Source organism: Pseudomonas rhodesiae (genome assembly GCF_007858255.1).
Taxonomy (GTDB): domain Bacteria; phylum Pseudomonadota; class Gammaproteobacteria; order Pseudomonadales; family Pseudomonadaceae; genus Aquipseudomonas; species Aquipseudomonas rhodesiae.
In genome coordinates this window covers 1-13,499 of record NZ_VFEU01000030.1, presented here as the reverse complement: position 1 = coordinate 13,499, position 13,499 = coordinate 1, and the positions used below count along the sequence as shown (strand labels likewise).

Annotated in this window: 6 protein-coding genes and 1 tRNA gene; 6 read left to right on the top strand and 1 reads right to left on the bottom strand. The window is 55.0% G+C overall.

Annotation, left to right across the window (positions count from 1 at the left end):
- The first annotated feature begins 83 nt into the window (after positions 1-83).
- The 6 genes from rpsU to FIV35_RS25635 all read left to right on the top strand — a co-directional run bounded on the left by rpsU (position 84) and on the right by FIV35_RS25635 (position 10,293).
- Positions 84-299 (top strand): 30S ribosomal protein S21, encoded by a 216-nt coding sequence (gene rpsU / locus FIV35_RS25660; RefSeq protein WP_002551877.1) that lies wholly within the window; start codon positions 84-86, stop codon positions 297-299.
- 444 nt (positions 300-743) lie between these two features.
- Positions 744-2,717: a DNA primase gene (dnaG, locus tag FIV35_RS25655; RefSeq protein ID WP_034139551.1), complete on the top strand. Its 1,974-nt coding sequence runs from the start codon at positions 744-746 to the stop codon at positions 2,715-2,717.
- A 67-nt stretch (positions 2,718-2,784) separates the two neighbouring features.
- Positions 2,785-4,635: an RNA polymerase sigma factor RpoD gene (gene rpoD / locus FIV35_RS25650; RefSeq protein WP_034101087.1), complete on the top strand. Its 1,851-nt coding sequence runs from the start codon at positions 2,785-2,787 to the stop codon at positions 4,633-4,635.
- 121 nt (positions 4,636-4,756) lie between these two features.
- Complete coding sequence (locus tag FIV35_RS25645) at positions 4,757-8,500, top strand: bifunctional diguanylate cyclase/phosphodiesterase (protein ID WP_034139552.1); 3,744 nt, start codon at positions 4,757-4,759, stop codon at positions 8,498-8,500.
- Between the two features lie 137 nt (positions 8,501-8,637).
- Positions 8,638-8,714 (top strand) — tRNA-Ile (locus FIV35_RS25640).
- Positions 8,715-8,877: 163 nt separating this feature from the next.
- Positions 8,878-10,293: a tyrosine-type recombinase/integrase gene (locus tag FIV35_RS25635; RefSeq protein ID WP_034139553.1), complete on the top strand. Its 1,416-nt coding sequence runs from the start codon at positions 8,878-8,880 to the stop codon at positions 10,291-10,293.
- Between the two features lie 3,110 nt (positions 10,294-13,403).
- On the opposite strand, the gene FIV35_RS25630 is transcribed toward FIV35_RS25635, so the two are convergent.
- Positions 13,404-13,499 (bottom strand): transposase domain-containing protein (locus FIV35_RS25630; protein ID WP_146374934.1); only part of this gene is annotated, 96 nt, incomplete at its 5' end.

The following is a 13,499-nucleotide window of genomic DNA, read 5'->3' as shown; positions in this document are numbered from 1 at the left end:
CAACCCTTAAAAACCGACGACCTCAGCCGTGAATTGTTTGCGACGAGAACGTTGATCCCGGTAATGAAAGAAGGTAGCTCTGGATGCCAGCCGTCAAAGTTAAAGAGAACGAACCCTTCGACGTAGCTCTGCGTCGTTTCAAGCGCTCCTGCGAAAAAGCCGGTGTACTGGCTGAAGTTCGTAGCCGCGAATTTTACGAGAAGCCAACTTCTGAGCGTAAGCGTAAAGCAGCAGCCGCTGTTAAGCGTCACGCCAAGAAAGTTCAGCGCGAACAGCGCCGCGCCGTTCGTCTGTACTAATACACAGACGATCGTAGCAAGCTTCTGCCAAGCCCGGCCCTCAGCCGGGCTAATGGCATTTGCGGATAACGCTTGATGCTTCATCGTCGACGCCGCACATGCGACCGAGACACTGCTTCACACGTCAGGACTGGCTCTTCTGCCAGCGGTGCACGTCTCTTCTGACGAGCCTAACAAGGCTACTGACGAGCACACTTATTTTTTACAAACAGGCGATCAACCGTGTCGGCTGTGCCCATCACCGAGCTTCCGAGGCCCACCATTGGCCGAGACCGGATGCCAGGGCGACATTTCCAAGCCGAAGACTGATAGACACTAACGTCAGCGAATGTTCGGCAGATACACTTCCTGACAGTCCAAACAGAGAATTGATGATCAAGCCACCCGACGTGCGCTTGAATACTTCATGGGCCCTCATTTACACGCAGTGATGACGAGAACGCCATGGCCGGGCTAATTCCCCAGAGCTTTATTGACGACCTTCTGAACCGCACCGACATCGTCGATGTTGTCAGCTCGCGCCTGCAAATGAAGAAAGCCGGCAAGAACTACACCGCCTGCTGCCCATTTCACAAAGAAAAGACCCCATCCTTCAGCGTCAGCCCCGACAAGCAGTTCTACTACTGCTTCGGCTGCGGCGCAGGCGGCAATGCCCTCGGCTTTATCATGGACCACGACAACCTGGACTTCCCCCAGGCCGTCGAGGAGCTGGCCAAAGCCGCCGGCATGGAAATCCCCCGCGAAGAAAGTGGCCGCCCGCACAAACCGCGACAGCCCACCGATTCACCGCTGTACCCGCTGCTGACGGCCGCTGCCGACTTTTATCGTCAGGCGCTTAAAAGCCACCCACAGCGTAAAGCGGCCGTTGACTACCTCAAGGGGCGCGGCCTCACCGGTGAAATCGCCCGCGACTTCGGGCTTGGCTTCGCCCCACCGGGGTGGGACAACCTGTACAAACACCTGAGCAGCGACACCCTGCAGCAGAAAGCCATGATCGACGCCGGCCTACTGGTGGAAAACGCCGAGACCGGCAAGCGCTATGACCGTTTTCGCGATCGAGTGATGTTCCCGATCCGCGACAGCCGCGGACGAATCATCGCTTTCGGCGGCCGCGTACTCGGCGACGATAAACCCAAGTACCTGAACTCCCCGGAAACGCCGGTCTTCCACAAAGGCCAGGAGTTGTACGGGCTATTCGAGGCGCGCAAAAACAACCGCAATCTTGACGAAATCATCGTGGTTGAAGGTTACATGGACGTGATCGCCCTCGCCCAACAGGGCCTGCGCAATGCCGTCGCCACCTTGGGTACTGCCACCAGCGAAGAACACATGAAACGCCTGTTTCGCGTGGTGCCCAGCGTATTGTTCTGCTTCGATGGCGATCAGGCTGGCCGCAATGCCGCTTGGCGCGCACTCGAAGCCACACTGTCGAGCCTGCAAGATGGCCGACGCGCACGCTTCCTGTTCTTGCCCGAAGGCGAAGACCCGGACACCCTGGTGCGCTCCGAAGGCACCGACGCCTTCCGCGCGCGCATTAATCAACATGCGCAGCCGCTGGCGGACTATTTCTTCCAGCAACTGACCGAAGAAGCTGACCCGCGCTCCCTCGAAGGCAAGGCCCACATGGCCACCCTCGCAGCGCCGCTGATCGACAAAGTGCCTGGCGCTAACCTGCGCACCTTGATGCGCCAGCGCCTTTTGGAAATCACCGGACTCAGCGGCGAAGCCGTAAGCCAACTGGTCCATAGCGCACCGCAGGACGCCCCGCCCGCCTACGACCCCGGCATGGACTATGACGCCATGCCGGACTATGCCGACTTCCATCCACAGCAGGAGGCTTACGCCCCGCAGCAGGAATGGACACCGAAAAAACCCGGCACCGGCGGCAAGAAGTGGGACAACAAGAAACCCTGGAACAAGAACGGTAAACGCGGTGATCGCGATGAGGCATATGCCCCACGCACACCGGTCGCTGTAGAAGCGCCAACGCTGATTGCCCTGCGCACTCTTATTCACCACCCGCAATTGGCGGGCAAGGTTGAAAGTGCGGATCATTTTGCCAACGAGAGCAACACTTACGCCCAGGTACTGATCGCACTGATCGAGGCGATGCAGAAAAATCCTAAGCTAAACTCTATTCAGCTGATGGCTCGTTGGCATGGCACCGAACAAGGCCGACTGTTGAAAGCGCTCGCGGAAAAGGAGTGGCTAATTGACGGCGATAACCTTGAACAACAGTTTTTAGACACCATTACTAGGTTATCCGCGGGTCAGCATACGCAGACCCTCGATGAACTTATCAAGAGAGCAAGGCAGCCTGGATTATCGGCTGAAGAGCAAATTCAGATAGCAAAACAGATGCGCGACCTCTTAAAACAGAATGTTTCCGCATCAAACCCGACCTCAGCTGGCGTGTGAGGTCATAGCTCGGGTATAATCCTCGGCTTGTTTTTTGCCCGCCAAGACCTTCAGTGGATAGGGTGTTATGTCCGGAAAAGCGCAACAGCAGTCTCGTATCAAAGAGTTGATCACACTGGGTCGTGAGCAGGGTTACCTGACTTACGCGGAGGTCAACGACCACCTGCCTGAGGATATTTCAGATCCAGAGCAGGTGGAAGACATCATCCGCATGATTAACGACATGGGGATCAACGTATTCGAAACTGCGCCAGATAAGGATTCCCTTATGCTGGCCGACGCCGATACCGACGAAGCCGCCGCTGAAGAAGCTGCCGCCGCGTTGGCTGCGGTGGAGACCGATATCGGTCGCACGACGGACCCTGTGCGCATGTATATGCGTGAAATGGGTACGGTCGAGCTGCTGACACGTGAAGGCGAAATTGAAATCGCCAAACGTATCGAAGAGGGCATCCGTGAAGTGATGGGCGCAATCGCGCACTTCCCAGGCACGGTTGACCACATTCTCTCCGAGTACACCCGTGTGACCACCGAAGGTGGCCGCCTCTCCGACGTCCTGAGCGGTTATATCGACCCGGACGACGGCATTGCGCCGCCTGCCGCCGAAGTGCCACCGCCTGTCGATGCGAAAGCCGCGAAAGCCGACGACGATTCCGATGACGACGATGCTGAAGCCAGCAGCGACGATGAAGAAGAAGTCGAAAGCGGTCCGGACCCGATCATCGCTGCCCAGCGCTTCGGTGCGGTTTCCGATCAAATGGAAATCACCCGCAAGGCCCTGAAAAAGCACGGTCGCGCCAACAAGCAGGCCATTGCCGAGTTGCTGGCACTGGCTGAGCTGTTCATGCCAATCAAGCTGGTACCGAAGCAATTCGAAGGCTTGGTTGAACGCGTTCGCAGCGCCCTTGAGCGCCTGCGTGCACAAGAGCGTGCAATCATGCAGCTCTGTGTCCGTGATGCACGCATGCCACGTACAGACTTCCTGCGCCAGTTCCCGGGCAACGAAGTGGACGAAAGCTGGACCGACGCACTGGCCAAAGGCAAGGCGAAGTACGCTGAAGCCATCGGTCGCCTGCAACCGGACATCATTCGCTGCCAGCAGAAGCTGAGCGCGCTCGAGGCCGAAACCGGTCTGACGATTGCCGAAATCAAAGACATCAACCGTCGCATGTCGATCGGTGAGGCCAAGGCCCGCCGCGCGAAGAAAGAGATGGTTGAAGCCAACTTGCGTCTGGTGATCTCCATCGCCAAGAAGTACACCAACCGTGGCCTGCAATTCCTCGACCTGATCCAGGAAGGCAACATCGGCTTAATGAAGGCTGTGGACAAGTTCGAATACCGTCGCGGCTACAAGTTCTCGACTTATGCCACCTGGTGGATCCGTCAGGCGATCACTCGCTCGATCGCCGACCAGGCCCGCACCATCCGTATTCCGGTGCACATGATCGAGACCATCAACAAGCTCAACCGCATTTCCCGGCAGATGCTGCAGGAAATGGGTCGCGAACCGACCCCGGAAGAGCTGGGCGAACGCATGGAAATGCCTGAGGATAAAATCCGCAAGGTATTGAAGATCGCTAAAGAGCCGATCTCCATGGAAACCCCGATTGGTGATGACGAAGACTCCCACCTGGGTGACTTCATCGAAGACTCGACCATGCAGTCGCCAATCGATGTCGCCACCGTTGAGAGCCTTAAAGAAGCGACTCGCGATGTACTGTCCGGCCTCACTGCTCGTGAAGCCAAGGTACTGCGCATGCGTTTCGGCATCGACATGAATACCGACCACACCCTTGAGGAAGTCGGTAAGCAGTTTGACGTGACCCGCGAGCGGATCCGTCAAATCGAAGCCAAGGCGTTGCGCAAGTTGCGCCACCCGACGCGAAGCGAGCATCTGCGCTCCTTCCTCGACGAGTGATACCAAAACCCCCGGCCCAGGCCGGGGGTTTTGTTTTGCCTAGATAAAAATTCCCGCTTCACCCCTCCTGCGAAATGCCCGTCTACACTCGAAACATTCCCCGTGCCATAACGAGACCGTTATGCCCAGTTTGCCGACCGTGATACTGCTGTCGCTGCTGACCTGGACCGCAACGGCTGGCGCGTTGACTCTCACTGATGATGAGCGTGGCTGGTTGGCGGACCATCAGGAGCTGCGCCTGGGGGTGGACACTTCGTGGCCGCCCTTTGAATACCGTGACGAGAATGGCCGCTACCAGGGCCTGGCTGCGGACTATGTCCGCCTGATTCAGGATCGCCTGGGCATCAAGATAAAACTGATCGAACCAGCAAGCTGGGGCCAGGTGTTGGAGCAGGCTCGAAACAGTCAACTCGATCTCATACCGGGTGTTATGTCCACACCGGAGCGCCAGAACTATCTGGCCTTTACTCGACCTTACATCGACTTTCCGATGGTTATCCTTGCCCACGAAGGTGGGGCGCGCCCGCGCACGCTCAAGGAGCTCTATGGGTTGAAAATTGCCGTAGTGGAAAACTACGCCCCTCATGAATTACTGCGTACCCATCATCCCGATATCAATCTGGTCGCCTTGCCCAATGTCAGCTCCACGCTACAGGCGCTGGCCACCGGGAAGGTGGACGCCGTAGTCAGCGACCTGGCCTCCAGCGTCTGGAGCCTGCGCGAACTCAAACTCGAAGGCTTGTATGTCAGTGGTGAAACGCCCTACCGCTATCAACTGGCGATGGGCGTACCCCGTAACGACAAAATGCTGGTAAGCATCCTCGATAAAGTACTGGCGGACCTCAGCCCTGACGAAACCAGCGCAATCCAACACCATTGGGTGGGTAACTTCTCGGATAACCGCACTTTCTGGAACGATCTGCTGCTGTACGGCCTGCCCGCACTGCTATTGATGAGCGCCGTATTGATCATCGCGATTCGGATCAATCGCCGGCTCAGCTCGGAGATTTCCCGCCGCGTCGCACTTGAACAAGAACTGCGCAGCAGCGAATACCACTACCGCAGCCTGGTGGAGAGTTTGTCGGCCATTGCCTGGGAAGCCAGCATCGCTGATTTCACCTACAGCTATGTGTCCCCCCACGCCGAGGAACTGCTGGGCTATCCACGCGCCCATTGGCTGATTCCAGGATTCTGGCGCAATATCATCCACCCCGCCGACCTGACCCGCACCGAAGCCTATTGCCATCGTGAAACCCGCGCCAAGCGCGATCACAGCGTTGACTACCGCGTAATCACTGCCGACGGCCGCTGCCTGTGGGTACGCGACATCGTTAGCCTGATCGAACACGGCCATGAGTCCGTCCTGCGCGGCTTGATGATTGATATCAGCGAAGCCAAGCGCACCGAAGAAGCGCTGCAGCTGTCCGAGCAGAAGTTCGCTTCGGTGTTCCAGCAATGCCCTGACATTCTGGTGATTGCCCGTTTCAGCGATGGACGTCTGCTGGAGGTCAATAAAGCGTTTGAAGACCAGATCGGCTTAAGCGCTGCTCAAGTACTGGGCAAAACCGCCACTGAATTGAACATCTGGGGTATCGACGACGCAGGGCCCGACTTGCTGCACCGCGTGCAGACCACCAGCATTCGCAACCTGGAAATGTCCTTTCGACGTAGCAACGGCCAAGTCTTCACCGGGCTGATTTCCGCGGAGCCGTTCCAGCTCGACACAGTGGAAGCCATTGTCGTGGTGGTGCGCGACATCACCCAGCTCAAGGAAACCCAGCAACAGCTGCAAACCTCCGAAGAGAAATTCGCCAAGGCCTTTCATGCCTCGCCCGATGGCTTGCTGCTCAGCCGCCAGCGCGACGGACTGCTGATTGAGGTCAATGAAGGTTTCAGCCGCATCACCGGCTTCACCGCTGCCACGTCCATCGATCAGACCGCCTTGGAACTGGGGATTTGGGTCGACCTCAACGAACGCAAACACCTGCTGGAACTGATGCGCCGCGACGGGTTTGTGCGCGATTTCATCTGTCATATCCGCCGTGCCGACGGCCTGATACGCCTGTGCGAACTATCCAGCCGCCCGCTACCCATCGGCGACGAGGACTGCATGCTCACCATTGCCCGGGACATCACTGAACGCCAGCTGATGCAAGAGAAGCTGCAGCAGGCCGCCACCGTGTTCGAGAGCACCGCCGAAGGCGTACTGATTACCGACACTCGGCAGAACATCAGCGCCGTCAACCGTGCCTTCAGCGAGATCACCGGCTACAGCGAGGCCGAAGCCTTGGGCCAGACACCACGCCTGCTGGCCTCCGGTCTGCATGACAGCGCCTTCTATGCGGCGATGTGGCATCAGTTGACCACTCACGGGCACTGGCAGGGCGAGATTTCCAACCGGCGCAAGAGCGGCGAGCTCTACCCCAGCTGGTTGACCATCAGCGCCGTGCGTAACCGTGACAATGTCGTTACCCACTTTGTGGCGGTTTTCGCCGATATCTCCAGCCTCAAACTGGCCCAGGCCCGACTCGACTACCAGGCCCACCATGACCCCCTCACCGGCCTGCCCAACCGCACGCTGTTTGAAAACCGGCTACAAGCCGCGCTCAACGGCCATCAGCAAACCGGCAAACAAGGCGCTGTGCTGTTCCTCGACCTCGATCGCTTCAAGCACATCAATGACAGCCTCGGCCACCCTGTCGGCGACCTGCTGCTTAAAGGCATCGCGCTGCGCCTCAAGGAGCAACTGCGCGACATCGACACCGTCGCGCGTCTGGGCGGCGACGAATTCATCATCCTGTTACCCGGCCTGCAACATGAGGGCGATGCCGAGCACTTGGCCAATAAACTGCTGGCATGCTTCACGCCGCCGTTCCAGGCCGGCGAGCATGAGTTCTTTATCAGCGCCAGCATCGGCACCAGCCTCTATCCCCAGGACGGCACTGACGTCGCCACCCTGGTCAAGAACGCCGATGCCGCGATGTACCGCTCCAAGGCCAAGGGACGTAATCGTGTCGAGTGCTATACCCGCGACCTCACCGTTCAAGCCAAGGAGCGCGTAGCCTTGGAACATGAGCTGCGCCGTGCCATCGAGCGCAATGAGTGCAGTCTCTACTACCAACCCAAACTCTGCCTGAAGACCCACGCCCTGATTGGCGCCGAAGCCTTGATCCGCTGGCACCACCCAACCTTTGGCGACGTGCCGCCCGAACACTTCATCCCGCTTGCCGAAGAGAACGGCATGATCCTGCAGATCGGCGACTGGGTGCTGGAACAAGCCTGTCGCCAGCTTCACGCCTGGCAAGGCACGTTCGACGATTTCGGCCCGCTGTCGGTCAACCTCGCTGGCGCACAGTTGCGTCATCCCAACCTGCTGCCGCGCATCGAACAACTGCTGCACGACTACCGCCTGGAGCCCGGCTGCCTGCAACTGGAGATCACCGAAAACTTCATCATGAGCCAGGCCGAAGAAGCCCTTGATGTGCTGCACGAACTCAAACGTTTGGGCGTTCAATTGGCGATCGACGACTTCGGCACTGGGTATTCCTCCCTCAGCTACCTCAAACGCCTGCCGCTGGATTTCCTCAAGATCGACCAATCCTTCGTTCGCGGCCTGCCCGACGACCCCCACGACGCCGCCATCGTGCGCGCGATCATCGCCCTGGGCCACAGCATGCAATTCACCATCATTGCCGAAGGCGTGGAAAACCCCGCACAACAAGCCTTCCTTGCCGACGAAGGCTGCGAACAGATGCAAGGCTACATCGTCAGCCTGCCTTTGCCGCCGGAGCTTTTTGCCGCCACGTTCCTTCGTATGACAGTTGAGGACTTTTCGGATAGCACAGCGAGGAAACCATCGCTATAATCCGCGACCTGTTAAGGGCCTATAGCTCAGTTGGTCAGAGCAGAGGACTCATAATCCTTTGGTCCACGGTTCTTATGTGGTACGAATGTTGGTGTGGCATTTGAACCTGATTTTTGATAGCTTTGCACCTTCTCAGCGCCACTGTAGCTCAATTGGTTAGAGCAACCGACTCATAATCGGTGGGTCGCGGGTTCGATTCCCGCCGGTGGCCCCATCTCCCCTTACAATCAAACACTTAGCGCACTCCGCAGACGGCCAACGGCCATGCTGACGGAGCTTTCTGCGTTGGCCTGATTCACCCACTTGAGCCTTTTTCCTTGACAAAGGCAAGTGCGACACCCAAAGCTAATAGGGTGTGGTATTTGGAATAAGAGCTCATGAAAAACTTCATCTTGGTCGAAGCGCCCGTTACGAGCGAGGCTAACTACATCCTGCTTCATCTCGACCCTGGCATGCCCGACGAGGCACGCGAGTTCAAACCGTTCACCGACTACACGACGTGGCTGGCACGTAAGGGCTACGCAGGAAACACCGATAAGCTCTACTCGGAGCACGTTGGCCGCTTCATCGACTACGTATATGAGGCGACGAAAACCCAATTTCCTGCAGATGTCGAGGTCACTATCGAGACCGTCATCTACAGCTACCAGGTTTATCTCCTCTTCGGTACGGACGCCACGAACCCGATAGCGAAGACGCTGGCCCATAGCCTAGGGAAGACACGGCTAACCGGTCAAAACTCAATCGCGGAATCAATAGAGTCGTCTATTCGATGGTTTCTTGAGGTAGCCGAGTCAAAAAACATGACAGCACCTGACCATCTGTTCAGTCGGTTCTGCTCGAGCAAGGCCGAATATCGAAGTCAATATGAGGTTTCGGCCCAAAAAGCTAATTCATGGATGGCAGCAGTCATTCGTGGCTCGCTGAACTCAGTTTTGCCTAAACGCAAGAGAGATAAGCTGTTTGCTAAAGCAGGGCGTAGGAACAGCAAACACGACAAGCAGCCGTTCAAGATCCTTCCATTCCCTATAGAACGATCCATCGACTTTCTCAGACAGGCCAAGCCTGCAAAGTCCACGACATTTTACAGGGATATGACGCTATATGCCCTACTTGCCGCGACAGGTTCGCGTACAAGCGAGGCGCTACAAGTTCGAATGTCCGACATCGACGATGACGATTTTGCAGTGTTCCTACGCGACCCCTTTGCGAGGAAAGCGCCTGGTATTACTGAAGAAGAGCATAAGCTTCTCTCCTGGAAAGGTCGGGAGACCGAGGTCACCTTCATGATTGAACCATTCGCTAAAATATTCTGGGAGAGCCTTGAGAAGTACCTGACCCTAGAATACAACTCTAGCGTTGGACATGATTTCTTGTTTCAGAACTCTGACGGCAGGCCCTTCTTCGCAAGCGACAGGAGCAGCCGTGACAAAACCTTCAAGAAATACTCTTTGAAGGCAGGCTTGCCGGACGTCACAGGCATCAGCACTCACTCTCTGAGGCATATGTACGGAACCTACACGCTTAATTACATGCCAGTTCCTGGTCAAACCCTTCCTGGTCTACCCATTACCTACGTGAAGATCCTGATGGGCCATGCCAGCGTTACATCCACGATGAAGTACGCGAAGCACGACACCGACATCATCGAAGCATACATTCAACATGCTAACCAGTACGTCATGCAAAGAGGCGATGCCTCCTTTACCACAATTCGCGAGGAGTTTTATCTGCGCCAGCTCGAAGTATTGAAGGACGAGGCGAATCGCATTCAAGGGACGCAACATGATTAACCTGACTAAGGATATTCAGATTATCAAAACTGGAGCGCCTCTTGATAGCTCCATTAAAGAGGCGATCACGAAAGCCAAGGCTTGCGTCTGCAAAGAGCTGTTTGGCACGAACTATATCTCTCCAAGTAAGGTAACAAGCGGCGCTCGTAACGAATATTACAACGCGTCCATCGTGCGCCTGTTTGATGACCACCTGAACGTGTCAAATGCACCTATTTATGATGAAGTGTGGGTGCGTAATGCTTTAGCTTGCACGAAAAAGACTGCGCCGATAGAAATTGCGAAGCAGGTCGTTCCGAAGGCCTCTATTGACTGGCTCAACAAGTCTTCCTTGGAGAGGCTGAGTAAAGACTGCGTCTTAATTCTTCACTTTCTCTGGCAGGAGCGAGCTGTCCTGCTCCCGGCTGACCTTAGGAAGCCCACGGTTCACAATCAGGACGAAGGAACCAACTTCTATGAGTTTGCTGCAGCATCCTATACCGAGGTGCTTGCATTTGTGAGCAAACCGTTTGTCTCGCATGTTCCCTACGAAGACATTCCGGACATTACCTCCGTAATGAAGCCTAGTGCCGTCAAAAACTTTGGATGGTACGCATGGCGCATGATTCGTTGCACAGACTGGCATAGAATCGAAGACATCAATCCAGATGACATCGCTGACCTCGCCGACCACTTGGTCTTAATGCGAAGAAATGACGTTGACTGGTTCCAGTACCCCATCGCCCCAGCCGCGTTTTGGAACTATGTTCAGAGGCTGTATTCTGACAGATGTAGCCAGGTCGCCGTCCGCCCTAAAAATGATTTGCACGCCAGTAGAAAAGCTCTGGCCTCTGGCGAATATGACTATCCTGATGAGCACAAGGAAAGTGTCGAGTCGTGGTTGAAATATCAGGACAAATACACCGGCTTACAAAAGTCTCGGGGTATTAAGTCTTTCGACGCTTACAGCAAGAGCTTCTCAGTTCTGAATACCTGGTTGTTTGGCGAATACCCTACTGCCACGGGATTGCTTCCTCCTCACCCAAGTGAGCTTAATCGGACGCACATGGAGGGCGATGGATACATAGGCTTCCTCACTTTTCTTCGCAGAGGCAGGTCAAACTCAACGATCCAGCAGATCATGTACCACATCACCAGCTTTTTCAACTACTTGACGGCTCACTCGAGCGCCGACGAGAAACTTTCTGGTTTTGTTTGCCCCATACTTGAGCTCGATTTCCCCATCGTGCGAAGAAGGAATAGCTCTAATAAGCCTGCATTTCATTCTGAGCATTTCCCATACCTTCTCCAATACTGCTACGCGATAGAGTCTTTCACAACTCACCTAGCCGAAAGGGTATATCACGAACAAATAAACCTATTCGACAAACAATTCAGGGCAGATATTGAAACAAAGGATTGGAACAACACCCAAAAAATCGTTCAAACTGAAAAACTTGGGTACGTTCCAATTGTGTTCTACCGGAACCCATCATTTGACGCTTCGCAGCCTAAATCCGAAGATAATCGCCCCATGAAGTATGAGGCGCTGCGACTTCTTCCAAGGTTTGTCGTGCCAATTATTGAACACTCGGTTGAACGCGAAGGGAAGTGGGTGTTCTATCCTCAGCTCAATTACATCAGACATAATATCATCGCACTGGAGACAGGGGTTCGTAGTATTCACATACGTTGGCTAGAGAGGCGAACCTATGATATGCGAATTGATCGTTCAAGACCCCTGCCTGCGCTTTGCAAGTTACGCATCAACACTGACAAAGTAAACGGCCCCTGGGACGCTACTGTTTCGAAGACGGTAATTGAACTGCTGGATCGTCAAAAAGCCATGATCCCTTGGTTTAACGATCCCGCAATGGATGTCGAAACCTGGTATGACTACCATGAAGAAAATGAGCATGGCAAAATCATCACGCTATTTCCGAAGGGAACAAGTCCTGGCGTGCTGACTCCGGAGGCCTATGCGAAATATTTCAAAAGGCTAATTTATTCTTTTGACTTGTTCTGCAGGTTTCAGCTGGGCATTGAGGCGACGAACGCAATGCCAGAGGCTGTGGGGGATCTGGAATCTATTAATGATCCTCACGACTATCTCACCGTGATCAAACTTGAGGGACAGGCCTGCAAATTAATCGAACATACCCCGCACTCCTGCCGAGTATCAGTTGTATCTGAATACATCCCAATTTTGCCGCCACACATCATCGGCGCATTTATTACCGGCCATGCCAGTGATGAACATGTAATGTATTACGCAAAAGTTGACCCTGCATACCTAAAATCGGTTGCCCAGTATCAAAAATTGAGTATTGAGCATGGATGGCTAGTTGACCGCCCAGCAATGTCTAACATCAAAGCAGAAGACGTTGCATCGAAGCTTCAGCAGGCTTTCCGGCGAGACAAGGAGAAGTCTCTGATTGACTTCGGTGCGATCTCTTTTGACCGTGAGACCAAGGATGATGTGGTTTCGGGTGTCAGGGAGACAAGGCAGCGCCCCATCGACTCGCTGGCCTTTATGCCCACTCATATCTGCCCATTTGGTAATCGCTGCCCAGCGGACGTCGTTAAAGACCTGGGTGCCATTCCTGGGATAAGTATGCCGTGCGGGGGCTGCTATTACTCGGTCAAAACTGTCGACCACCTGCCAAGGATATACGGTCACATTCGTGTGCTAACTGACGAGTGTAGCGAGCTGGAGGCCTATATCGCTGAGTCTAAAAGGAATGGAGCATCGCCTGAAAGCCTTGTGCCAAAAGCCAATCGTCGCAAATTCCTCGCCGCAGAGATCATTTCATGGAGCGTTACTGCTCACTGCCTCGAGCAAATGCATAACGAAATCAAAACGCGTGAAAGCTTCCTGGTAGAAAAACCTGAAATCGTTTCAGAGCACCTGGAGCGCTTAGAGCTCAAGAAAGACTCGCTTTCCAACCTGATTGCTCGCACTGCAGAAGCCAAGTCGCATGCGGAGTATTTCACTCCACAGTTAGACACGCAGGTTAAAGTGGCAAGAAACAAGCTCCTTGCATTCACTGGAGACTTTAACCGCATGCTGCAAGAAGCTCCTACAGGATTCACGTTGATCGGTATGCGTCCGGGCAACACGTCTTGCGTGATTAAACCGGCTGCCACTTATGCGGAAGCAGCTGCTCGATTTCACTCGCCCGCTGCGTCGGTAGACGCGTGAGAACATCCTTTAGATAGGCGTACGG